Below are 25,169 nucleotides of genomic sequence, written 5' to 3'. Positions count from 1 at the left end.
TATAATTCAAAGATTTAAAGATTAAATGTGAACCAGTACCTTTAATTTTTAAATCTTTCATTTTTAATATACTTGATATTTTATGAAAGTTTTAGCAAACGACGGCCTGGATCAATCTGGAATAGATGCATTGACAGAAAAAGGCTTTGAGGTGATTACTACAAAAGTTCCCCAGGAATTTTTAGTAGATTATATTAATGAGCACAAAATCCGCACCTTATTGGTGAGAAGTGCCACACAGGTAAGAAAAGATATTATTGATGGATGTCCGTCTATCGACATTATTGGAAGAGGGGGTGTTGGTATGGATAATATTGACGTAGATTATGCAAGAGAAAAAGGAATTCATGTGATCAACACTCCTTCAGCATCATCGGAATCTGTGGCTGAGCTTGTTTTCGCCCATTTGTTTTCCGGGGCGAGATTTCTTCAGGATTCTAACAGAAAAATGCCAGTTGTAGGAGATACTGAATTTGCAGGTCTTAAAAAAGCATACGCTGCAGGTATAGAACTGAGAGGAAAAACCATCGGTATTGTGGGAATGGGAAGAATCGGCCAGGAAGTGGCAAGAATTGCTTTAGGACTTGGGATGAGAGTGATTGCAGCTGATAATAACGTCGGAAGAGCAAGTATCAAAGTGAAATTTTACAACAACCAGTTCATCAATGTTGATATTGAAACAGAGCCGTTACAGGATGTTTTAAAACATTCAGACTTCATTACTCTGCACGTTCCTGCACAGAAGGACGGTTATATGATCGGAAAGAATGAGTTTGAAATAATGAAAGACGGAGTGGCTGTTGTCAACTGCTCAAGAGGAGGAGTTATTGATGAAGCAGCTTTAATTCAAGCTTTGGACTCAGGTAAAGTAAGATTTGCCGGATTAGATGTTTTCATTAATGAGCCAACACCTTCTAAAGAAATCCTTACTCATTCTAAAATCTCCCTTACCCCTCATACGGGAGCTTCTACGCTTGAAGCGCAGGATAGAATCGGTCTTTCCCTGGCAGAGCAGATTTCAAGCATCTTACAGATTCAGTAATTTGGAAATGATATTATAAATAAAGCACCTTGGTTAGACCGAGGTGCTTTTTATATTAAAATGTAGTTTACAAATTAGATATTTTTGCTTTTCAACAAATCTCTGATCTCAGTAAGTAATTTTTGATCTTCTGTAGGTCCGGCAGGAGCTGGAGCCTCTTTTTTGTTCACTTTATTAGCCAGTTTGATGATCCAGAAAAGAACCATCGCAATACAAAGGAAACTGATTACTGCTGAAAGGAAGTTTCCATAAGCAACACCATTCCATGTAAGTTTTGCAATATTTTCTGCACCGGCTGCTTTCAATGCCGGGTTTAAGATCAGAGGCGTGATAACATCTTCTACCAAAGACGAAACAATTTTACCAAATGCTGCCCCAATGATCACACCGACAGCCAGATCGAGAACATTGCCCTTAAAGGCAAACTCTTTAAATTCTTTAACAAATCCCATAATTTATATTTTTTAATTAGTATATACACAAAAATATAATTTAAAAATGTAAAAAACACTACTTTTTATGGTTTTTTATTCCCAAAATATTGAATTTTATGAGAAATTTATAGAATTTGATTTAATGAATATTTCAGCTTTTTTAAGATATATTATCTCATTAGTGAGGTCTCTTTATTTTTGTTATTGACGTGGCATCATAATGAAAAATCTTTTGTAATTTGCTTAAAAGTTTGATTTGCCTATGAAAGTTTTTACAGCAGAACAGATACGCAGCTGGGATCAGTTCACGATTTCTCAAGAGCCGGTTTCCTCCATTCAACTGATGGAAAGAGCTTCAATGGCTGTTGCACATTGGATTTCGGAACATTGTAAAAATCATAAGAAACTGGCTGTATTTTGTGGTAACGGAAATAACGGAGGTGACGGCCTGGCTGTCGCAAGAATACTTTATCTGAAAGGTTTTGATGTAGATGTATTTGTAAGCGATTCCAAAAAGAAATTTTCAGAAGATGCTTCTGTTAACCTGAAAAGACTTCGTGATTTATCCGGAATTTCAGTCAGGAAATTTGATCCTAAAGAACAATATAATTTTGATGATAAAACAATCATTATCGATGCTCTTTTCGGAACAGGATTATCCAGGCCGCTGGAAGGAGAATATAAAATGCTTGTTGAGCAATTGAATACTAAAAAGAATATTAAGATATCCATTGATGTTCCTTCCGGATTGTCTGCTGATGAAATGTTTGACCATGATCCTGTTATTCTGAAAGCTGATTATACCCTTACTTTCCAATGCTGGAAAAAGACCTTCCTTCATCCTGAAACCGGAAAATATTCTGGAAAAATAATAGTACTGGATATTGATTTAAATAAAATATATGCAGACACAACCGATTCCGATTACTCTGTAATTGATGATCAGCTGATTAGTTCGATATTCGTTCCGAGACAGGAATTTTCTCATAAAGGCAGCTATGGTAAAGCAGCCATCATAGGAGGGAGCTATGGAAAAATAGGAGCGGCAGTACTGGCTACAAAATCAGCTCTAAAAACCGGTGCAGGGCTTACTTTTACCCTTGCTCCGGAATGTGGATATGATATTCTGCAGACCTCATGTCCTGAAGCAATGTTTATAAAAGGAGGGGAGCAGTTTATCACAAATTTTGAGATGGACAAAGATGTTACCTGTGGTGCAGGCCCTGGTTTGGGAACTCATTCAGGAACCGAAAAAGACTTTCTGAATTTTCTGAAAGACTATTCAAAGCCATTGATTCTGGATGCAGATGCATTGAACATCATTTCAAAAGATAAGAAAAATTTGAAATTAATTCCTGAAAAATCAATCATTACGCCTCACCCGAAAGAGTTTGAAAGACTTTTCGGAAGTACAGATAATTCTTTCAAAAGACTTGAAATGGCAAGGAAAAAGGCAAAAGATCTTGGTCTTTATATTGTTCTTAAAGACCACCATACCCAGGTTGTTACTCCGGAGGGAAAAGTATTCTATAATATAACGGGAAATGCAGGGTTGGCGAAAGGAGGAAGCGGAGATATTCTTACCGGAATCCTGACTTCGCTTCTGGCCCAGAAATATTCTGAAGAAGAGACTTGTATTCTTGGTGTATGGTTACATGGCAGAGCTGCCGATATTGCTTCAGAAAAACATTCAAAAGAATCGATGCTGCCTACTGATGTCATTGATGCATTGGGGTCTGTTTTTGAAGAACTGAACAGGAAAGCGGAGAGAAATCTATAAGTAAACAGCTAATAAAAAAGGCAAATCTGTATTTCTACAAATTTGCCTTTTTTATTTTTTAGTTTAAATGGTTTATTCCGGTTTCTCGTTTTCTGCTTCAGTAATCTTAAATTTCTTGGAAACGATCATGATGACAACCCCTGCAATCATAAAAGGAATCGAAAGAACCTGACCTGTATTCAGACCACCGATCTGGATGAATTCATCTCCCTGTGGCTCCTTAAGGAACTCAACAAAGAATCTGATCGCCCAAAGAATGATGAAAAACAGACCGAATAACCATCCCTGCTGGTATTTTTATCTGTTTTTCTGTACAATATCCATAATAGAATGAACAACAGAACATATCCTACGGCTTCAAATAACTGGCTCGGATAACGGGGTACAGTAAGACCATACTCACTGCTTTGTTGTGGGAAAAGCAAAGCAAACGGAGAATTCGGGTCAGCTGGTTTTCCAACGATTTCAGAGTTGAAAAAGTTCCCCATTCTTACAAATGCTCCTCCTAAAGCAACCACAATACCCAATCTGTCATATACCCAGAATGGATTTTTTTTAATGATTTTAAATGAATAATAAAGCGTAGTGAAAATCAAGGCAATGGTAGCACCATGGCTTGCCAGCCCTGAAAATCCAGTAAATTTAAAACCGTTTTTTGTGCTTATAGGCAGGAATACACTCCAGAAATCTTCTTTAAATAATTCCGGCTGATAAAAGATAACATGTCCTAATCTTGCTCCCAGAATTGTCCCGATCAATGTCCATGTGAACAGAGGTTCAAGGTATTTTTGGTTCACATTATCAATCTTAAAGATTCTCGTCATTAAAACATACCCGAAACCAAATGCAAATACAAACATCAAACTATAAAAGTGAAGCGTAAATGATCCGATGTGAATACCTTTTGAAGGATCCCAGATTTTAAATGATGTTTTAAGTTCTACTTTATCAGAATCAGTGATGGGTTTTACAGATTTTACTGCATACTTGAAAGTGGTGATGTTTTCTTTGGTGACACCAGTATCAATCAGTTTAAAGTTTTTATCGAAAAACTGGTACTTTGAATCCTTGTACTTTGCTAAAGTTGAAGCAACATAATTGTAATAAGAAGGTTCAAAATTAGATTCATTAAGGATGACAACAAAAGACTGGTTCTTGTCTGATTCTCTGTCCGGAAAAGCCGTAAGGTCTCCCATCTCCGTAGTAGAGTAGATTTTTACAGGAACATTGCTTCCATTGATATCTAAAGTTCCGTCAGATAAACCTCCAGGGTATTCCTGTGCAAAAAGAAGCTGCGTGGTGAACGCAAACAGCACAAGATAAATTCTGAAAAAGAGTGTATTCATTTTTCTATTGATTTAATAGTTTGATTATTGACATTTATGTTTGGGTGGAACGGGATCGTAACCGCTTCCTCCCCAGGGGTGGCATCTTAAAATTCTTTTAAATCCCAGCCAGAAACCTTTAAAAACCCCATGCACCTGTAGTGACTCAATCATATAGTGAGAACAGGTAGGTTCGTAACGGCAATTTTTGGGAAGTAAGGGCGAGATGAACCATTGGTAAAATTTGATCAAAATTACCAGCGGAAATGTAATGATTTTATTGAATGTAAGTTTCAAAACAATGCAAAAATAGGGTAAAAAAATGAAAATTAGTTTAATTTTGTTATAAGTTTCGGAGCTCGGAAATCCGGGACATTGATCTTAAAAAAGAAGTACTTTGAATCAAAATATTCCATTAGCTGAAAAATTAAGACCTAAAACCCTGAAAGATGTATTAGGACAGGAGCACCTTACCGGCGATAAAGGAACAATCAGAAAAATGATTGAAAATAATACCTTGAATTCGTTGATTTTATGGGGGCCTCCGGGAACAGGAAAAACAACGCTGGCTGAAATTATCTCAGAACAGTCGGGGAGAAAATTTTATAAGCTTTCTGCTGTTTCTTCCGGTGTGAAAGATGTACGTGATGTGATTGAAGATGCAAAAAAGCAGAATCTGTTCTCCGGAAAATCACCTATCTTGTTTATTGATGAGATTCACAGGTTTAATAAATCGCAGCAGGATTCATTATTGCATGCGGTAGAAAAAGGCTGGATTGTATTGATTGGTGCGACTACCGAAAATCCGAGTTTTGAAGTAGTATCGGCATTACTTTCAAGAAGTCAGGTTTATATTTTAAAAGCATTAAGTTATGAAAAGCTGGAGGAATTAATAGACATAGCTTCGGAAAGATACAATAAAGATGAAGGAACAGATTTTAAAATCCTTGAGAAAGAAGCTTTTATTCAATACTCAGGTGGTGATGCCAGAAAACTGATCAATTCTGTAGAATTGGTTTTGAATCAATATAAAAATTCGGGTACAACTGAAATTATTAATTCTGATGTACTGGAAGTTCTTCAGGAGACGATGGCTCTTTATGATAAGAACGGAGAGCAACATTATGACATTATCTCAGCCTTTATCAAATCCATGCGTGGAGGTGATCCTAATGGAGCAGTGTATTGGCTGGCGAGAATGATTGCCGGGGGAGAAGATATCAAGTTTATCGCAAGGAGAATGCTTATTCTTGCTGCTGAAGATGTAGGGTTGGCGAATCCTAACGCTTTGGTGGTCGCCAATAATTGCTTCCAGGCAATCAATGTTATCGGAAACCCTGAGGCAAGGATTATACTAAGTGAAACAGCCGTATATCTTGCGGTTTCACCCAAAAGTAATTCTGCCTATATGGCTATCAATGATGCGTTGGCTCTGGTAAAGCAGACGGGCAACCTGCCGGTACCTCTTCATTTGAGGAATGCACCTACTAAATTGATGAAAGACCTTGATTACGGAAAAGAATACAAATATGCCCATTCTTATGAAGGAAACTTTGTGGAACAGGATTTTCTTCCGGAAGAAATCAGGAATGTGAAACTATATGAGCCGGGAAATAATTCTACGGAAAAGAAGATTTACGAAGAGCTCAAGAAAAAGTGGAACAATAAATACTAATAAAAAAGGATGTTGTAAAAACGACATCCTTTTTTATGTTATTAATTATTCGGTAGTGTAAATAAATAATGTTTTCTTACCGTTGTAATCTTTAGTTTCTGTTCTTTTCTTGATTTCAGGATATATCAAAGTGTTGGTGTCTGCAAATTCATATCCTTCAATAAATACAGGATTATCTGCTGGGATATTATATTGAACATTCATATTGGATAATGCCATTCTGTCAAGTACATTTTCTCCGTTTTTAAACTTATATTCAGTTACGCCTTTTGTAAAAACAGAACTGTATTTTTTTAAGCTTTGGGGAAGACTAGCTGGAGTATTGTATACCTTTGAAACCTGCAATACGTTCTTTTTGGTATTGAACAATTCTACTGTCCCAATGGCATTATCGGCCACTGCAAACTTTACTGCAGGATTTTTTTGCTGTGCCAATAAAGTAGCAGAAGATAGTAGTAAAAAAGAATAGAATAGTTTTTTCATAATCAGAATATGTAACTGTTAAAAACGTGATAAATATAGTTATTTTTTATAAAATCTGAATAAAATCTCGAATTGTTTTACATTCTATTTAGAAATAAAAACTTTTTCCCTGATTGTCAGTCGGTGTTTTCTTCTGTTTTGTCTTTTTTATCCACCATATTTCTGATCATATTTTTCAGGCGTTGAAAAGCAAATGAGCTTAATAATAAAATGATTCCGAGAGCAATAAAGGCACTTATTCTTGAAATATTATCCATTTGCCATACATCATACCCATAAAGTTTTAATACCATCAGACCTATCAATGCAAAGCCAATCTTGTTGTATTCCTGGATACTCTTTTTCAAGCCTTTATAAATAAATATACTGGCAAGAATTGTCCATATTATAGGAAGATAAAGAATATTGAAATGTTCACTCGCTTTATAAGAATGACGAAGATTATTGGAAACCATTAAAATATAAGAATGGTGCAGCTCGCAGCTTACAGAAATGATTAGTGCCAGAGCCTGTATCCAGTAAGAAATCTTTTGCTTGTGAAACGCTGAAGTAGGAATAATTCTGTATCCTATATATATAAAAGGAATCCATTGCAGAAGATGAAGAAAATAAAAACTTAAATTGAGCTTTTTTGTTAAGACAGCGGTCACAACTGAAAGAGTCGAAACCGATGTATTTATTACGAACAGGAAGAAAAACAGATAAATTAGTAGGTTTTGAACATCATTTCTGATGCTGAGCAGTTTTCTGAAAAGCAATAAAATGAAAATATAATAAATACTGAATAAAAGTCCTGTGCTGGTAATGGCTGACCAGGGCATTTCCGAAATATGATAAGTGATTTCAAGAAGAAAAGTTATATAGATAACCCCATAACTGATCGCGGTAATAAGATCTTCAAAAATGTTATTGCTTTTTTCCTGTGTTTCTTTCACGGTGTTTCTTAGTAAATACAGATTAATCATGATGGAAACAATAGTAAAGGAACTGGTGATGAATGGAGGATTGAATATGATATTGAAATCTTTTGTTCCAAAATATTCAGTCCAGGTTATAAGCTGGGCGATTATCACCAATGGAAACAGGATATAAAAGAAGGTTTTGAAAATCTTATGACCTGTTTTTTTCCAGATAAAAAGAAGCAGGGTGGTTTCTATGGCCCAGATACTGGTGATGAGATGCGTTTTAAACTGAATAGCAACTGCAATTGTTATAAGGCTGGTAACAAGCCCTGCAAATACAGAATAAGCTACTCCAAAGCTTTTGCGGGTGTATTCTCTGAAAAGTAAAATAGCGTTTACAGCAGCAAAAATAAGTGGGAAAACAATCGGAGGGTCATATTTTAATGTATCAAAAATGTAAAGAAGCCCCAGGATACTTGAAAAATTAGCGAGAGCAAGTATTAAAATATCAGAGGTTGAAAGTATATTTCTTCTGAAGTAATCATGCAGGGCAAAAATGTAGAAAATCAGATAACTGATCAAATAAAAAGTAATGCTTAAAAGTTCAGGACTTTCATTAGTCCAAAAGAAGAGATATCCTGTTGTAAAAATATAAGCTGTCCATCCCACGCTTTTCCAGTGTTGCAGAAAAGAGGTTGCCAGCATTCCTGTATTTAAAAGGGTAATATAAATAAAAAGGAAAAGGTAGTTACTTTGTCCTGTGCTGATCATCAAGGGAGCTGCAAAACCTCCAATCAGTGAAAAGATAATCAATACTTCATTTTTATAGTAATAGGACAGGATGATAGAGGCTGCGGTAATCAGTGCTGTTATAATAAAAGCTGTATTTTGGGTAAACAGATGATATTCACGAAAGGCAATGGTGGCTGTGAAATACAGAACAGCAGCACCGCCTCCTGTAATAATGGAAGAAAAAGCCTGGTAATTTTTTCTGAGAAAATGTCCGGTTATAATAATTCCTGCTCCGATACAAAAACCGATTCCCGCTCTTGCTGCTTCTCCAATCCAGTTTTTATCAATAGCGTATTTTACAAAATAACCAATTCCGAGAACAAGGGTAAAAATACCGATAATGGTAAGTGCGTTTTGTTTTAAAAAATCAGAAACAGGAGCAAGCCAGTCTTTTTGAACTGGTGTTGAAATGTTTTCATTTACTTCACTGGGTTGTATATTTTGATAATGAACCAGCGGAGATTGCTCTTGCTGAGGGAAGGATGTCTCTTCTGTTGAGTTTTTCTTATGAATTACTTCAGTCTGAGCCGGAGGAGTATTATTGATTTTATAATTAAGATCTGAAATCTCCTTTTCCAACTTTCTGATTTTGGTATTCAGATTATTGAAAATGATGAAGATAATGATAAAGATGATAGCCGCAACAAATTCATTCATTTCATTAGTTTTTATCAAATATAAAGAAATGTTTAATATGCTATTAAAAAATTAACCCATCGCGGTATAAGCGATGGGTTAAATGGTATAGATAACTAACAATATGTTTTTACTAGTTTGATACTTTGTAAACGTAGAATGATGCAATACTGGATCCTAATAATCCTGCTGTGACAACACCGGAATCTACAAGTCCGAAAGATATTTTGTCACCCGCCTGGAATGAATACAAAGAATTAATGCTGGAATCGGAAAGTGTTAAGTTAACTGCTAATGCAAGGTTAACACCACTGAAGGGACGTGTGTCTATCAAGGTGGTTACTGATGATCTGGTTCTTGCAATGGCAATACCAGGTGTTCCTGATAGTAATGAAGCCTGTAATCCTGTTCCGTATCTGAACGCGAATCCTACCGCATATACTCCAGTGGACGGAATATTATAAGAACCGTCAGCATTTGTAAACAAAGCTGCGCTTCCTATAGTTCTATCCGCTTGTACAAAACTGACAGGTTGGAAATCAGATGGTAAAACTCCTAAATTCAGAAGCGTGATACCTGTTGTTTTTTTTGCAGAATATACAGATGTGTTGGTTCCTGCAGCTGCGCTTAATAATGACGGGTCTACCGAAAACACTTGTGTGGTTCCCTGGTTAACTGCTAAAATTTGATATCCGGGTAGTGCTGTAGCGGCGGGAGTGTCACGAACTTTCAGTGTCCCGTTAACGTCTAAGGTTGCGGATGGGGTTGCTGTATTGATACCTACTTGCGAGAATAATGGTAACGTCGCACATGCTAACATTAAGCTGTAAAGTTTAGTTTTCATGATCAAGATTTTAATTAGTTGCTAAGCAAATATACAATAAAAATTATACTCTACATTGTGATATTTTCATTTTTAACATTAATATGATGTAATATCTTTAAACATATGTTTATATTTTGATTGATATTTCCATATAATTTAATTACGACTTATTATATTTAATTTTGTTATAATACTTTGTTTATCAGGGTTTTGATAAAAAATAATTCTCTCCATTGTGTGGGTTATTTTTTAATTAAACAGATGATGTTGTCATTATGGTAATCTATTGTAAAAGTTTTTAAGATTTTGTTTTTTTATAGTGTAAATAAAAAAAACACTGCTTAATGGCAGTGTTTTTTTACAGATTTAGTTTTTTTCTAGCTTTCCAGAAGAAATTCTTTGTAATTCCCAAGAAAATCTACATTGGCATGGATTGACTCAAGCTCTTTCAATGCATTTTCATGTAAGACTTCTTCCCATGGTCCTTCAACATTGATAAAGAAGAAATAATTTCCCAGTCCTGTTTTTAATGTTCTGGATTCAATCTTACTGAGATTCATTTTTCTCCATGCAAAAACAGATAATACCTGATGCAATCCACCGGGATGATCTTCGGGAAGAGTGATCAGCATACCTGATTTTTCACCCAATGTTTCCAGTTTATCATTCTGGTATTTATTCTGCTCTTTAGAAATGATGATAAATCGCGTGTGGTTCTGTTCGAAATCCTGAATATTACGATTCACTATATTCAAACCATATAAATTGGCTGCAAACTGATTGGCTACCGCAGCAATAGGAGTCTCCGGATTCTCAGAAACAAACTTGGCAGCGGCTGCAGTTGAGGAAAAGTCCTGTTTTGGAATTTCTTTATAATGGGTATCCAGAAAGTGAAAGCTCTGTGCAAGGGCTTGCGGATGTGAATATATTCTCTCAATATTCTCAATAGAATTTTCCGGATGAATCATCAGATGATGGGCAATAGGCATTACTGCTTCTGCTTCAATTTTAATAGACGGAGTCTTATACAAATAATCCAGCGTCATAGAGACGGTTCCTTCAATAGAGTTTTCCAAAGGTACTACTGCTTTTATTACCTCTCCGTTTTCAACGGCATTAAAACAATCCAGAATGCTGGCTTGTGGTACTATTTCGTCATCAGGGAAAAGCTGTGCTGTAGCAAGCTGGGTAAAACTGGCATGAGGTCCCAAAAATGCAATCTTCATAATATAATATATAAGGGATGATTATAATAAGGGTACAAAGGTGCGAATTAATTCATAAATAGGGAGGGATAGAGTTCAAAATTTAGAGTTTAACGTGTAATCTTGTTAGTTGTGAATTAATAGTTATGGTTTGTGAGTTGCGGGTTTATTTTGTGACCGGATAATTTGAGATAGACATCTTGGCTCTATCAAAAATTCACCATTCACATTAATCTCTTCCATTAATATTTCGTCGGGTATTTCCTAATTCCTACCACCTACTACCTGCAACCTACTATCTGGCATCTATCCTTTCCAGTTCTTTTCAATCAGATCCATCAGGAAATCCGGGCACTTGATCACTTTATTGGTTTTTGCATCCAGAAAAAATAGAGTAGTGGAGGCTTCTGTTATTTTAGTATGCTCTTCATTGTAAATTTCATACTCAAATTCAATCCTTACCCCTGGAATTTTTTTAACATAAGTATGAATTTCTAATTTTTGATCATATAAAGCAGGGCGGATATATTTAATTTTGTAGTCCGAAACCGGCAGCCAAATTCCTTGGTTTTCAATTTCATCGTATGAAATTCCTATGCTTCTGAAGAGTTCAACTCTCGCTACTTCGAAGTACGTTGCATAGTTTCCATAGTATACATATTTCATCGGATCTGTTTCTGCGTAACGTACTCGTATTGAGTGTGTTGTGTGTATCATTTTACGGGTTAAATTATACATACAAATATATTTTTAAATAATCAATACCTGCAATATTTTTTTTTGAAAAGAAAATATTGGACCTTTGTCTTCCTTCTAAACACAGTACAAACAAAGAATAATCGGGGCTTAAAAAATGGATGACAATTTAATGATGATATGGCAGAAATGCCTTCAGTTTATGCGCGATAACCTGAACGCTGCTGAAGACAATTCTGACCTTAAAAAACTTGAAAAATCTTTCGATATGCTATTCGATAAGGTTCAGCCGCTTTCGTTGGTGGCCAACAACCTTACGTTGATCGTACCAAGCGATTTTTACAAGGAATATATAGAGGACAATTACCTGTCCTTACTTTCTGCTGCCCTGAAGAAAAATATTGGAAAAGGAGTGAAATTATGGTATTCTGTAATGGAAAACAGACCAAAAGGTGAAGAAAAGCCTGTTACCATGAACATCAAGGGACAAAGCGTTCCTACTCCGAAAACACAGGAAACCATGCCACAAGGTTTTTCTGCTAATATTGTAAACCCGTTTGTAGTTCCTGGTATTAGAAAAGTAAACATAGATTCTAACCTGAAGCCTGACTATTCATTTGATAGTTATGTAGAAGGAGAAAGCAATAAATTTGCAGCCACTGTAGCCAGATCCATTGCAAAAAGACCTGGAGCAACAGCATTCAACCCTTTATTTTTATATGGAGGTTATGGAGTTGGTAAAACTCACTTAGGACAGGCGGTGGGTCTTGAAGTAAAAAATCAGTTTCCTGATAAAGTAGTTCTTTATCTGTCTTCTGAAAAATTTATCCAGCAGTTTATCTCTGCGGCTAAAGCTCATAAGCAGACTGAGTTTGCGAATTTCTATCAAATGGTAGATGTACTGATTATTGATGATATTCAGTTCTTATCCGGAAAATCAGCTACACAGGACAGTTTCTTCCATATTTTTGATCACCTTCACCAGAACGGAAAACAGATTATCCTTACTTCTGATAAAGCACCTGCTGATATTATGGATATCCAGGACAGAATTGTTTCCCGTTTTAAATGGGGACTTTCTGCAGAAATCAAATCTCCGGATCTATCGACAAGAAGACAGATTATTGAAGATAAACTAAGCAGAGACGGAATTGTTCTTCCGGGAGATATGCTTGACTTCCTTGCTGCCGAAGCAAAAACGAATGTGAGAGAGCTTATCGGGGTTATCAACTCTGTGATTGCATACTCTACCGTATATAAGAGAGATCTTAGTCTTGAGTTACTTAAGGAAACCATCAACAGAATTGCTGCGAATCAGAAGAAGGTTATTAATATCCCTTATATTCAGGAAGTGGTTTGTGATTATTTTGGAATCAAAAAAGAACAGCTGCTTTCAAAAACAAGAAAAAGAGAAATTGCATTGCCAAGACAGCTTGCCATGTACTTCTCCAAAGAATTTACCAATTCTACATTTACTAAAATTGGTGAAGAAATGGGTGGAAAAGATCACTCTACAGTAATGTATGCCTGTGATACCATCAAAGACGTTTCTAAAATAGATAAAGAAATCAAGAAATACGTAAAAGACCTTACTGAAAGAATCAAACAATAATTAAGGTTGAGCTTACATAAATTAAAATGAAGGATAGTTTTATTCTTCATTTTTTATTTAGTTTTGTCGTGACAAAAAACTCTTTTTAAATACACAGGATATGAAATTATTAATGGTTTGTCTGGGAAATATATGCAGAAGCCCATTGGCGGAAGGAATTATGAAAGCAAAACTACCGGATCATTATATGGTAGATTCTGCCGGAACTATTTCAATGCATGAAGGTGAACATCCTGATAAAAGAGCTATTAAAACGGCTGCTAATCATTATATCGATATATCCAGACAAAGATCAAGGCCCATCACCAGAAAAGATTTTGAAACCTTTGATAAAATTTACTGTATGGATATTGCTGTAATGGAAGATGTGGTTTCTAAAACTAAAAATGAAGAAGAACGTCAGAAAGTTTCCTTGTTTTTAGAGGTGTTGGGAGATCACAAAAATGCTGAAGTGCCGGATCCTTATTGGGGCGATATGAACGATTTTGAAAAGGTTTTCCAGCTTTTGGATAAAGGGTGTGAGGCTATCAAAAATCAATTATCAAAATAATAAGCATGAAAATGCAAAATATTTCCCACAACCTTCACTTAACGAAAGAACTAAAAAAATAATACAATGCTTTTTTTACTCCCTGCTTATTTATCAGAAAATACTTCTATCAACCACTTTTCCCCTGTTCTGAAGGATTATATCATGCAGACGGACTATTTCTTTGTGGAAAATGAGAAGACAGCTCGAAAAGTTGTTAAATTTTTCGCTCCCGAAAAAAAACAGGCTGATCTGAAGTTATTTCTATTGGATAAATACACAGAAAATGCAGATATTAAGGAGGCTCAGGAGCTCATGCTGAAAGGGCAGGACTTCGGATTACTATCAGAAGCAGGACTGCCATGTATTGCAGATCCCGGAAATCTGATTGTGAAATGGTGTCATGAAAAAAATATCAGAGTAGTTCCTGTTTCAGGACCTTCATCCATTATTCTTGCCTTGATTTCCAGTGGTTTTAATGGGCAGGAATTCACCTTCCATGGTTATCTTCCTATTGATAAAGGAGAGAAAAAGAAGCAGATCATGAACCTGGAAAGTCTTGTACAGAAAACAGGATATTCTCAGATTTTCATGGAAACACCTTACCGGAATAACCAGCTGTTTGAAGATTTGTGTAAGTTTTTGTCACCGAATACAAAGCTTTGTATTGCAGCTAATATCAACGATCCGGAACACGAATTCATCAAAACAAAAACCATAAAAGACTGGCAGAAACAAAAGCCGGAACTTCATAAAATTCCTGCAGTCTTCGTACTTGGGAAATAACTTGAATTCTTTGTGAATATAATCTACTGGCTGAGAGAATGATCAATTCTTTCAGCTTTTTTATTAAATAGTTTTCAGTACTGCTTGCAAATTATATAACTGACATCATTTTATATTTTCATTTCTCTCTACCCTCTGTTATCAATCAATTCATATAAAAAAATATTTCAATAAAGTGTGATTAATTAAGTGGTTTTTTGTATATTTATGTTTTAACATATTGTGACTATATGTTAAATATAAGATGTTATGAATTGTAATTTTATGTTTTAATATGAAATATTGACTACTTCATTTAGTCTAATTTGTTTTTTTATTAAAAATTATACAATTCAAATTATTTAATGAATTAAAGCTGTTTTCTTTTCTATTTCTTTAGTTATATCGAGAAAAAGGGTTTCAGAAAATAGTTTTACGGAAGATTAATCAATAACACCAAAATATTTAGTTATGAAGACGAGTAAATTTTTTTTTGCGCTATTGCTGATGCTGGCGATGCTGGTACCATCTTTAATTCATCTGTCTGCGCACGGATATGTACTGAGTCCTGCCTCCAGAGGATATCAAGGAAGCCTTGATAAGGCTGCACTAGGTTATTCTGCTGCATTTAGTATCTATGGATCTGTTATTAATGAACCAGGATCTCTTGAAGCCCCAAAAGGGTTTCCTGCGGCTGGTCCTGCAGATGGAAAGATCGCCTCTGCTAATGGAAGCATCGGTGGAGACACTACACTGGACATACAGACTGCCGACCGTTGGAAGAAAACCAATATCTCCACTGGTGTGAATGCCTTTATCTGGAAATACTCGGCGTACCATGCGACAGCGAAATGGCATTATTATATGACAAAGCAGGGTTGGAATCCCAATCAGCCGCTTTCCCGCCAGGATCTTGAACTTATAGGTACAGTTATGCATAATGGAACACCACCACAGGACAATGTTTCTCATCAGATTACAGTTCCTACCAACCGTACGGGCTACCATATTATTTTAGCAGTCTGGGATGTAGCAGATACCACCAATGCATTCTATAATGTAATTGATGTGAACGTAACCTCCGGAACAGGAGTTTCTGCACCCGCTACACCTACAGGATTAACACAAGTAGGAGTAACAAGCTCTTCGGCTAAAATAAGCTGGAATACGCAATCAGATGCAGTGTCCTATAATGTTTTCCGCAACGGACAAAATATTCAACAGGTAAGTACACCTACTTTTCAGGATACAGGCTTAACTGCTAACACAATTTATACCTATGAAATACAGGCGAAAGGCTCTTCAGGACTTACGTCAGGAAAAAGTGCGCCACTCAATATAAAAACTAATAGTGAAGGTACTATTGAAAAACCTACAGCACCATCAAACCTCCATTCAATGGAAGTTACTGAAAATTCAGTTTCACTCATGTGGATGGCATCTACCCATTCACAGGGCATCAAAAACTACCAGATCTTTGAAAATGGGATCAAGGTAGGAGAGACTGTACAAACAAACTTTTTACGAACAGGATTGGCACAAGACACAGAATATCGTTACACGGTTAAATCGGTTGCCATGAACGATCAGTTATCTGATGCCAGCAATGAATTAAAAATCAGAACTAAGAAAGTTACATCCGGAAATGGTCAATCTTATTGTGGAGCAGAGCAGTATAACGCTGCCAACGCATATCCTACAGCCGGAACGAAAGTCTTTTATTCCTGTAAAATCTGGAAAAACAAATGGTATGCAAATCCGGGAGAACTACCTGGAGTCAATATGGTATGGGAAGAAATAAGTACTTGTATCGAAGGTCCTGGTTGTGAATCCAGTGGTCCGGTTACGTATTGTGGAGCACAGGAATATGATCCTTCAAAAACCTATCCAACGGCAGGAATAAAGGTTTTTCATGCCTGCAAAATCTGGGAAAACAAATGGTATGCAAATCCTGGAGAAGCACCGGGAAGTAACGCTGTCTGGAAAGTGGTAAATGACTGTAATGAAGGTCAAAGTTGCAAAACATCGTCTCTTGCTAACAAAGAGAATGATCTTTCAATTATTGTATCGGAACATATGATCAATTTTGCACCAGAAACTTATTATGGTAAAATAAGCAGGGTAGATGTCATCACGCCTCACGGACTTCAGATCATGACTTTCATGAATCCGGAACAGAATAGTATGAATATCAGCCGACTTCAGTCTGGAATCTATTTTGTAAAGATTCAGTATAAAGATGGAACCCGTATTACCAAAACCATCAGAAAGTAAATTTTCAAAAATATTTAACAGCTGTTAACAAGGCTATTGCATTGTTATTGATTTTAAACAAGTACTGGAAACAGGATAAATTGTTGATAATGCAGTAAAAATCCGGGCATCGAAGATGCCCGGATTTTTTATCATTTAATTTTTATTTTTCTTCCCTGATCTCCACTTTCTCCAAAGGAAAATAATAATGGGGACAAGCAGAAAGAATGGCCATAATGAAACCATTCCCAGCATAAAGCTTACAAAACTGTTCCAGCCTTGCGTCAGAGAATCCATAAAGCGGCTTCCAAAACCTATTTTTGAAGTGGCGGAACTTCTCACTTTTTCTTTGTATAAATTCAAATTCAGTGTACTGTAATTCACCCGGTCATCAATAAAACGAAGTCTGCCTTCTGCTACATCGATCTCATCTTCCAGCTCACGGATATTTTCCTGGATTTCCAGCATATCTTTCGTAGTAGCAGCCTTTTTAAGCATATCACGGTATTTTTCAAGATATATCTTTTTATTGGCCAGCTTTATTGCTACATCGGTATATTCCTCTGTGACATCATTGGATGAAATATTTTTAGATAAAACAGTTCCTACTCCATTTGAAAAAGAATTGATCAGAGCATCAAAATTTTTATGAGGTACACGGATAATCAGACTAAGGTTATCATCCATATCCGTATTTTGAAACTCTTCTTTCTGGATATAAGCATTGTTTTTTCTAATGATTTCATTAACCTGGCTCTGTGTTTTTTTAATATCACCCACTTGAATCTTCATATCTCCGTTTTTGATGATTTTTTTGGAGATTATATCTGTTTTCTTTGAGGGGTGAACATCTTTGTTGGTTCCATTTTCATCAGAAACTACCTTTTCAGAGATAGGAAGTGGTGGAGGTGGAGGCGCCGCTGCAGGAGAAGGTGTTCTATCTTCAGTTAGAACTTCCATCAGGTCGGCTTTCACTTCCTGTTTTTCACCACCTGATTTGCTGCAATTGATCAGAATAAGACCTGATAACAGTAAAATAATTTTTTTCATGGGTTAATTAGTTTTTTATGGGTATGATCAAAAAGTGTGCACAAAAATGATTATGGGTAAGATTGATTAAAAAATTAAAATGAAACAAAAAATTTAATATCAAATCAGTAAATAGAAGAAATGCTGGAAAACCAACTTGAAAAATTACGAGAACTGGTAATTTATTTCTATTTTTAATTCATGAAAAAAAGTCTTTTAGCATTTGTGTTTTCTCCATTTCTGATGTATGCCCAGGAAATTCCGAAACTTACAGACGAGATGGCGATAAAATTATCCGACAAACCTCTTCATTGTATCAATCAGGAATATCCGAATAAAACAGCGCATATCATCAATAATGCAGGCGAAGTTCCTTTAACTCCTAAAGATCTTCACCCTAGTTTTTATGGATGTTTCGACTGGCATAGCTCTGTTCACGGACATTGGATGCTGACAAGACTTTTAAAAACAAAACCTAATCTGTCCAATGCCAGAGAGATTGAAAAAATTCTGGATGAATCATTTCAGAAAGAAAAACTGCAGACAGAAGCAGATTACTTTACAAAATATCAGCTGACAGGAACTTTTGAAAGAACCTATGGCTGGGCGTGGATTTTAAAACTGGATGAAGAACTCACAACCTGGGATCATCCGAAAGCTAAAATATGGCATCAAAACCTGAAACCGTTAACAGATCAGATTCTGAAATCCTGGAAGACCTATCTTCCCAAACAAACTTATCCCAACAGAACCGGAGTTCACCCTAATACTGCATTTGCTATGGCATTTGCGATAGATTGGGCAAGGGCCAATAAAGATAAAGACTTCGAAAATCAGCTGATGGAAAAGGCTAAATACTTTTTCTTAAAAGATCAGAAAACACCTGCTTATCTGGAACCGGATGGTTCAGATTTCTTCTCGCCAAGTCTGGAAATTGCAGATCTGATGCGAAGAGTGCTTCCTCAAAAAGAATTTGTACAGTGGCTGAATGCTTTCTACGAAAAAAGAAGTCTGGAAAATGTTGAAAAAATCCCTGTGGTAAGTGATCTGAGCGATTATCAGACGGTTCACCTCGTAGGATTGTCTTTTTCTAAAGCATGGTGTATGAAAGGAATTTCAAAGGCACTTCCTACCAATCATCCCTTGAAAAAAGACTTCAGAAAGACAGCAGATGTATTTCTCAATAATGGATTACCTCTGCTTTTCCAGGGAAATTATGGTGGAGACCACTGGCTGGCCAGTTTTGCGGTTTATGCTTTGGAAGACTAGTATCTGATTCCTGTCTTTTTAAGAATAAAGCCTAAAAGCCATATTGGTCCTATCAGAAGAAACTGAAGGTCTTTGAGGAAAGTAGGCTTTTTCCCTTCAATTTTATGCCCTATAAACTGGAAAATCCATGTGATAATGAATACAGAAAGATAAACTATCCATGATTGTTTTCCGACACTGATATTGGTAAGATAGATGAAATGTTCCATGACCAGCATGATCACAATCATCATAATAGCGATCAGAAAAGACAGTCGTATATAGAATAAAGTGATCAGAGTAATCACCAAAAGGCTTATAATACTTGCACATCCGAAGTAGGAAGCGCAGAAATGTGGAGAGGGAATCAGGGAGGCAAAGCCTAGAATTGTCCAGAAGATTAAAGGCACACAAATCCAGTGAATGAACTTGTTGGTCGCGTTTCTATGGCTTTTACTGTATTCTGCAAATAATAGATCAACCTTTCTCATGCTGAAGGGAAATTGGATTCCTGCTAAAATAATAAAATTTTGTAATCACTGGTAAGATTGCTTACATTTGTCTTATGTCTGCCCTTGAAAAATTTGGCGTTGATATTTTTACGGAAAGAAATATTTTCGAGAGAATCGCTGTCGGTAAACCTTTCCGTCCTGAAAATCCTGCATTTATATTTATTAAATCAGGGACTATAAAACTTCGTCAGCATTTCAGTGATCTTGAAGTTTCTGCCAATATGTTTATGGTAACCGATCCGCAGACCATTTATGAAGTGGTGGGAGTAACGGATGACTTTCAGTCGAGAATGGTTTCTTACAAAAGAGAGTTTATCTCTGCCTTATCATTGAAATTTAATCGGCTGATTACTTACCGATATTTCAGACAGCAGATGAATAAAGGAGTTCCTTTTCCTGAAGACGAAATGGAAGTCGTTTGGAAAAGCGTCAATTTCCTGAAATATATCCTGGATTCTGATACTGAAATGCTCTATAAAAAAGAAATGGTAGAGCATCTTTTCTCTGTTTTTTGTTACCAGATGGCAGGAATTATTTCCAAGGAAGATAACAGTTCTTTGAATCAGATGTCCAGACAGGAAGAAATCGTATTTGTATTTCTTACCGATCTTTCGGAACATCATCTTACAGAAAGGACAGTGGAATTTTATGCCGAACGGCAATCCATTACAACCAGACATCTTTCCTCTGTGGTCAAGACCATCACAGGTAAGTCTGCAAGCCAGATTATTGCTTTAATTGTCATCAATGAAGCGAAAGTACTCTTAAACTCTTCTAGTAAACCGGTTTCGGAGATTTCTTCTATCCTCGGATTCAGCGATCAATACTCATTTTCTCATTTTTTTAAGAAGCATCTTGAGGTAAGCCCTACACAGTACAGACATCAGTTCGAAAATTAAAATCTTACATTTGAACATCTTTTTCCAAAAATCAAACATTTGATTGATTTTGTTGTTGACCTAACTTTGCATCTGTAAAACAAGGTAAAATGACAAAGAAAATAAAAACAGCACTATCTGTATTGATAGCAGCTTTTCCTGCGCTGTTTTTTTCACAACAGATTAAGCAGATGACTGCAGGTGAGGTGGCAGAACTCGCTGTTCAGAATCACCAGCAGCTCAAAGTCTCCGCACAGAATATTGATATTGCAAAGCAGAACACCAATGTGGTTAAGCTTCAGAAACTTCCTACCATTACAGCTTCTACAAGCCAGTTCTACTTAGGAGATGCAGTAGCCATTGATAAAGATTTTTCAAATTCTACAAACGTTCCGATGCCGCATTACGGAAGTTCGTATGCTGTACAGGCAACACAGCTGATCTTCAAAGGAGGATTGGTGAATAAATCTATTGAAATGGCAGGGCTTCGTGAACAGCTTTCGGAACTGGATTTAGAGAAAAATAAACAGGATGTGAAATTTTTAGTGATTTCCAATTATCTGGATGTCTATAAAATCATCAATCAGGAAGAAGTATTTCAGAATAACAAAAAACTGGCTCTGGAACGTCTGAAAAATATCCAGAAGTTTTATCAGCAGGGAATGGTCACAAGAAACGAGGTAATTCGTGGCGAATTGGCCATCAAAAATCTGGACCAGGGAATTCTTACCCTTACGAATAATAAGAAAATCCTTAATTATAATCTGAATATTGCATTAGGCCTATCCTCTGATACGGAGATTATCCCTACGGAAAGCCTCGAAAATAAAGAATCCGGAATAGGTATGGAGTATTATACAGATCTTGCCCATGAAAGCAATCCGTTACTGAAATCGGCTCAAAAAAATATTGCTGTTGCAGATAAAAATATAGAGATTATAAAAACGGATAATGCGCCTACGGTGGCAGGGTTCGGAGGATATACGCTGCAAAGACCGATTACAACAAGAAACCCTGTTTTGGATATGTATTCAGGAGGCTGGCAGACCGGAGTTTCTTTGAGCTATAATATAGATACTCTTTTTAAAACAAAGGAAAAAGTGAAATTAGGTGAGCTGCAAAAGAATCAGGCGAATGACGCCATGACTCTGGTACAGCAGAATGTAGATATGGCAGTGAATGCAGCCTATACTAAATATCAGGAAGCGATTCAGCAGGCAGATATTCTGAATGATTCCAAAAGACTGGCTGAAGAAAACTACAAAATTACGGAAGCCAAATATCTTAACCAACTGGCTGTGCAGGCAGAAATGATTGATGCGCAGAACCAGAAACTACAGTCAGAACTGGATTATGCAAATGCAGAAATCAATGTTCTGTATCAGTACTACAACCTTTTGAAATCTACAGGAACACTTTAATTTTTAAAACTGAAAATCAACAATGGAAAACAAGGGACAAACTACTCAAAATACAACACCAACTCCGGCAGCATCTGCTGTAGAAAATAAGAAAAAGAAAAATAAAACGAATAAAATCAGAGCCATCATTTCCAACATCATCGTTTTTCTGGTGATCGGATTCGGATTATTCTGGTTAATTCGTGAATATTTCCATATCGGAAGCAAAACCTACACGGAAGCGGCTCAGGTAGAGGAATTTATTAACCCTATCAATACGAGAGTTTCTGCTTATATCAAAGAAATTAAGTTTATCGAACATCAGCGTGTGAAAAAAGGAGATACACTGGTAATTCTTGACGAACGTGAGATTCTTACTCAATTGGGGCAGGCAGAAGCTGCTTATCAGAATGCAATGGCTCAGAAAACGGCAACAAGTTCTTCAGTGAACACGGTTTCCAACAATATCAACGTCATGCAGTCTAATATCGCAGGTGCAAAAGCGAGATTATGGAATGCTGAACAGAATTTAAATAGATATAAAAACCTTTTGGCAGCTGAAGCCGTTACCAGACAGCAGTATGATCAGGTAAAAACAGAATATGATGCTCAAAAGGCGGCTTATGAAACTTTAGTGAATCAAAAGCAATCCGCAAACCTTTCCACTACTGAAGTGAAAAGCAGATTAGGAATTAATGATGCCGAAATTAAAAGAACAAAATCTGCTCTGGATATGGCAAGGATCAACCTTTCTTATACTGTTATTACGGCACCGTATGATGGAGTGATGGGAAGAAGAACAATTTCTGAAGGTCAGTTGATCCAACCAGGCCAGCAGGTGGCAACAATCGTTCTGAATGGTCAGAAGTGGGTAACTGCCAACTTCCTGGAAAGCCAGATGCCGAATATCAAAGTAGGAGAAAAAATTTTCATGACAGCCGATGCTTTGGGCGGTAAAAAATTCGAAGGAGTAGTCACAGCAGTTTCTGCAGCTACCGGTTCAAGATATTCAAATGTACCTACAGATAACTCTACCGGAAACTTTATCAAAGTACAACAGAGAATTCCTGTAAGAATAGAGTTTACCGATTCCAACAAAAAAGAAGATCTGGATAAACTGAGTGCCGGAATGAATATGAATGTGAATATTAATAAAGACTAAAAGATGGAAGATATCAGATTTCAGACATCATGCGTATGGGAAGCTAAGGTTGAATGTCGAAAGTCTGCCATCTGATATCTGAAGTCTATTCCCTAAAAAATCATGTACAACAAAGGATTATATAGCGATTGGGTACCGAAACCCGTACAGCTGCTGCTGATTGTATTACTACTTGCTGTGGTAATGCCCATCGGCGGGGTGTATACAGGAAATATCAGTTCTCTTGTAAGCGGAACGGGTGCCATGACAGAATATTTTATGTGGGCCAATTACGCCACTACCATTGGGATGGGAGCTTGCATGCCTGTTGTCCTAAGAATCAAAATGAGATTCAAAGTAAGGGACAAGATGGTGTTGCTTCTGGTACTTTTAGGGTTGCTGAGCTACGTGAACGGGACTACTTTACAGCCAATGATTTTTATTTTTACTTCTTTAATGATTGGCTTTATGAAAATGATGGTTACCATAGAACTGTTTCTGCCATTGATGGTCATGATTGGAAATCGTGGAGTATTTTATGGAGCTTTCTATACATTCGTTCTTGTCATGAACCAGGTGGCAACCTATTATGCTGCTGAGTTTGCCCTTCTTTACAACTGGCAGCAGTTCTACCTGCTTACAGCTGTTTTATGCTTTATTTTAGCATTGATACACTGGATTTTTATGCATGACAAATATTTTGCATTAAAAGTTCCCCTGCATTATATTGACTGGCTGAGTATTTTGCTTTTCATCTCAACATTCATGTTTTCGGCTTATGTGTATTCATTTGGAAGACAGCAGGACTGGTTCAACTCCAGGAACATCATCTATGGAAGTATTGCAGCTTTTGTCAGTTTTGCACTGCTTTCTATCCGTCAGCTGACCTTAAAACGCCCGTATCTTTCATTCAAAATTTTCACCAAAAATAATGTGCAGCACGGTTTGTTCATGCTTTTCTGGCTGGGAATGTTTCTGGGAACAGCTTCTATTCAGAATATGTTTGCGGTAGGAGTTTTGGGATATGATCAATTGACCAATACCAGGCTGAGTCTACTGATGATTCCAGGAATTATTTTAGCAGGAATCATAGCCATTTTCTGGTTCAAAAAAGAAAAACCTTTGAAAATGTACATTTTTTCAGGTTTTGCAGCAATGGTTGCATATGCCATTATCATGTATTTTTCTATGGTTCTGGAATTCAGTTATGACAACTGGTATCTGCCTATGTTTTTAAAGGGCTACGGAATGTGTTCATTGTTTATCTCCGTATGGTTTTATACGCTGGATAAGCTTGAAATGGATGAAATGCTGGCGGCCATCGGGCTTGTATTGGTTTGGAGAACTTTTCTTGCCGTAGGAATTTTTTCAACTTTATATTCCTGGTTTCAATACCGTTTTCAGGTTACGGCAATAGGAGATCTTGCTGTTTATATGGATGGAATGACGGTGACTCCTCAGAATGTAGCAGCCAATATGAAAGCCATTCAGCTTAATGCCATTATCATCGCCACCAAGAAAATATTCGGATATATTATTTTAGTCGGATTTGGAGTACTGATTTATGTTGCGACTCATCATTTCGGAGCAAAACGATTCCAGTATTTCAGATTTGTAAGAGTTCTTGGCGGTAAATCGGTCATTGCGAGAAGAAGACTTCGCGAAAGAAAAAAATTATTAGAAGAAATAAAAGATGCTGCAGGTCCTGCAGTATAAAAAGAAACCTTGTTTTTACCAGTAAAATCCTGGTCCTTAGTTGGGCTGGGATTTTACGTTTTTAAGAAGATATCAAATTTTAAACTTTTTGGAAACATTAAGATTGTAGTAAGGTATTTAGAGTATTAAGATGAGCTTCGCCTTAAGCTGAAAAAACAGAATGATTTATCTTAACTATACTTTATTCCTTAAATCCTTCTTAATGGTGTATATATATCCGGATTTAGAAAACTTTTCTGTAAAAGAGGTTTACTATCATAAAATAAGGGAAAATTTCATGTTTGGTTATT

At 36.5% G+C, this 25,169-nt stretch carries 21 protein-coding genes and 1 pseudogene; 12 read left to right on the top strand and 10 right to left on the bottom strand.

Annotated elements, in window-relative coordinates:
* Positions 1–82: 82 nt before the first annotated feature.
* Positions 83–1,042 (top strand): D-2-hydroxyacid dehydrogenase, encoded by a 960-nt coding sequence (locus tag KBP46_RS06870; protein ID WP_062670879.1) that lies wholly within the window; start codon positions 83–85, stop codon positions 1,040–1,042.
* A 74-nt stretch (positions 1,043–1,116) separates the two neighbouring features.
* On the opposite strand, the gene mscL is transcribed toward KBP46_RS06870, so the two are convergent.
* Positions 1,117–1,494 (bottom strand): large conductance mechanosensitive channel protein MscL, encoded by a 378-nt coding sequence (gene mscL / locus KBP46_RS06865; RefSeq protein ID WP_034695945.1) that lies wholly within the window; start codon positions 1,492–1,494, stop codon positions 1,117–1,119.
* Between the two features lie 244 nt (positions 1,495–1,738).
* Between mscL and KBP46_RS06860 the strand changes: the two genes are divergently transcribed.
* Positions 1,739–3,256 carry an NAD(P)H-hydrate dehydratase gene (locus KBP46_RS06860; protein WP_216444983.1) on the top strand — a complete coding sequence of 506 codons (1,518 nt, stop codon included), beginning with the start codon at positions 1,739–1,741 and terminating at the stop codon, positions 3,254–3,256.
* Between the two features lie 72 nt (positions 3,257–3,328).
* Here KBP46_RS06860 and lgt read toward each other — a convergent pair.
* Positions 3,329–4,116 (bottom strand): annotated as a pseudogene (lgt, locus tag KBP46_RS23585) (prolipoprotein diacylglyceryl transferase).
* A 510-nt stretch (positions 4,117–4,626) separates the two neighbouring features.
* Entirely contained in the window at positions 4,627–4,878 is a 252-nt protein-coding gene (gene yidD, locus KBP46_RS06850; RefSeq protein ID WP_034695943.1) for a membrane protein insertion efficiency factor YidD, read from the bottom strand.
* 100 nt (positions 4,879–4,978) lie between these two features.
* On the opposite strand from yidD, the gene KBP46_RS06845 reads away from it, so the two are divergent.
* Complete coding sequence (locus KBP46_RS06845) at positions 4,979–6,256, top strand: replication-associated recombination protein A (protein WP_123277993.1); 1,278 nt, start codon at positions 4,979–4,981, stop codon at positions 6,254–6,256.
* A gap of 45 nt (positions 6,257–6,301) precedes the next feature.
* On the opposite strand, the gene KBP46_RS06840 is transcribed toward KBP46_RS06845, so the two are convergent.
* The 5 genes from KBP46_RS06840 to KBP46_RS06820 form a co-directional block, all read right to left on the bottom strand.
* Positions 6,302–6,739 (bottom strand): hypothetical protein, encoded by a 438-nt coding sequence (locus tag KBP46_RS06840; RefSeq protein WP_062670870.1) that lies wholly within the window; start codon positions 6,737–6,739, stop codon positions 6,302–6,304.
* 116 nt (positions 6,740–6,855) lie between these two features.
* The gene (locus KBP46_RS06835; protein WP_216444982.1) at positions 6,856–9,090 is read right to left on the bottom strand and encodes a DUF2339 domain-containing protein; all 2,235 of its coding nucleotides are present in this window, start codon (positions 9,088–9,090) and stop codon (positions 6,856–6,858) included.
* A 112-nt stretch (positions 9,091–9,202) separates the two neighbouring features.
* Positions 9,203–9,913: a hypothetical protein gene (locus tag KBP46_RS06830; RefSeq protein WP_120230552.1), complete on the bottom strand. Its 711-nt coding sequence runs from the start codon at positions 9,911–9,913 to the stop codon at positions 9,203–9,205.
* Between the two features lie 359 nt (positions 9,914–10,272).
* The gene (pheA, locus tag KBP46_RS06825) at positions 10,273–11,121 is read right to left on the bottom strand and encodes a prephenate dehydratase (RefSeq protein WP_120230553.1); all 849 of its coding nucleotides are present in this window, start codon (positions 11,119–11,121) and stop codon (positions 10,273–10,275) included.
* 285 nt (positions 11,122–11,406) lie between these two features.
* Complete coding sequence (locus KBP46_RS06820; RefSeq protein ID WP_062670861.1) at positions 11,407–11,817, bottom strand: thioesterase family protein; 411 nt, start codon at positions 11,815–11,817, stop codon at positions 11,407–11,409.
* A 136-nt stretch (positions 11,818–11,953) separates the two neighbouring features.
* Here KBP46_RS06820 and dnaA point away from each other — a divergent pair, with 136 nt between their 5' ends.
* From dnaA to KBP46_RS06800, 4 genes are all read left to right on the top strand, one after another.
* On the top strand, positions 11,954–13,408 hold the full coding sequence (dnaA, locus tag KBP46_RS06815) for a chromosomal replication initiator protein DnaA (protein WP_002980474.1): 1,455 nt from the start codon (positions 11,954–11,956) through the stop codon (positions 13,406–13,408).
* A 100-nt stretch (positions 13,409–13,508) separates the two neighbouring features.
* Positions 13,509–13,958, top strand: coding sequence for a low molecular weight protein-tyrosine-phosphatase (locus tag KBP46_RS06810; protein ID WP_216444981.1), 450 nt, complete (start codon positions 13,509–13,511; stop codon positions 13,956–13,958).
* Between the two features lie 66 nt (positions 13,959–14,024).
* Entirely contained in the window at positions 14,025–14,723 is a 699-nt protein-coding gene (locus KBP46_RS06805; protein WP_034695928.1) for an SAM-dependent methyltransferase, read from the top strand.
* Between the two features lie 450 nt (positions 14,724–15,173).
* Positions 15,174–16,976: a lytic polysaccharide monooxygenase gene (locus tag KBP46_RS06800; protein ID WP_216444980.1), complete on the top strand. Its 1,803-nt coding sequence runs from the start codon at positions 15,174–15,176 to the stop codon at positions 16,974–16,976.
* Between the two features lie 135 nt (positions 16,977–17,111).
* Here the strand turns inward: KBP46_RS06800 and KBP46_RS06795 are convergent, their stop codons facing one another.
* Positions 17,112–18,005 carry a DUF4349 domain-containing protein gene (locus KBP46_RS06795; protein ID WP_216444979.1) on the bottom strand — a complete coding sequence of 298 codons (894 nt, stop codon included), beginning with the start codon at positions 18,003–18,005 and terminating at the stop codon, positions 17,112–17,114.
* 180 nt (positions 18,006–18,185) lie between these two features.
* Here KBP46_RS06795 and KBP46_RS06790 point away from each other — a divergent pair, with 180 nt between their 5' ends.
* Positions 18,186–19,253, top strand: a complete 1,068-nt coding sequence (locus KBP46_RS06790) for a DUF2891 domain-containing protein (RefSeq protein ID WP_062670853.1) — start codon at positions 18,186–18,188, stop codon at positions 19,251–19,253.
* Here the strand turns inward: KBP46_RS06790 and KBP46_RS06785 are convergent.
* On the bottom strand, positions 19,250–19,723 hold the full coding sequence (locus KBP46_RS06785; RefSeq protein WP_120230558.1) for a DUF962 domain-containing protein: 474 nt from the start codon (positions 19,721–19,723) through the stop codon (positions 19,250–19,252). The two genes, KBP46_RS06790 and KBP46_RS06785, sit on opposite strands and share 4 nt — an antisense overlap.
* Before the next feature lie 74 nt (positions 19,724–19,797).
* Here KBP46_RS06785 and KBP46_RS06780 point away from each other — a divergent pair, with 74 nt between their 5' ends.
* From KBP46_RS06780 to KBP46_RS06765, 4 genes are all read left to right on the top strand, one after another.
* Positions 19,798–20,643, top strand: coding sequence for an AraC family transcriptional regulator (locus KBP46_RS06780; protein ID WP_062670849.1), 846 nt, complete (start codon positions 19,798–19,800; stop codon positions 20,641–20,643).
* A gap of 89 nt (positions 20,644–20,732) precedes the next feature.
* Complete coding sequence (locus KBP46_RS06775; RefSeq protein WP_062670847.1) at positions 20,733–22,043, top strand: TolC family protein; 1,311 nt, start codon at positions 20,733–20,735, stop codon at positions 22,041–22,043.
* A gap of 22 nt (positions 22,044–22,065) precedes the next feature.
* Positions 22,066–23,184, top strand: coding sequence for an HlyD family secretion protein (locus KBP46_RS06770; protein ID WP_216444978.1), 1,119 nt, complete (start codon positions 22,066–22,068; stop codon positions 23,182–23,184).
* A gap of 102 nt (positions 23,185–23,286) precedes the next feature.
* Complete coding sequence (locus KBP46_RS06765) at positions 23,287–24,879, top strand: MFS transporter (protein WP_216444977.1); 1,593 nt, start codon at positions 23,287–23,289, stop codon at positions 24,877–24,879.
* The last annotated feature ends 290 nt before the right edge of the window (positions 24,880–25,169 follow it).

Origin of the sequence: Chryseobacterium sp. PCH239 (assembly GCF_018924625.1) — a bacterium.
Classification (GTDB): domain Bacteria; phylum Bacteroidota; class Bacteroidia; order Flavobacteriales; family Weeksellaceae; genus Chryseobacterium; species Chryseobacterium cucumeris.
The sequence above is the reverse complement of the archived record's forward strand: the minus strand, read 5'-3'. Positions and strand labels throughout refer to the sequence as shown.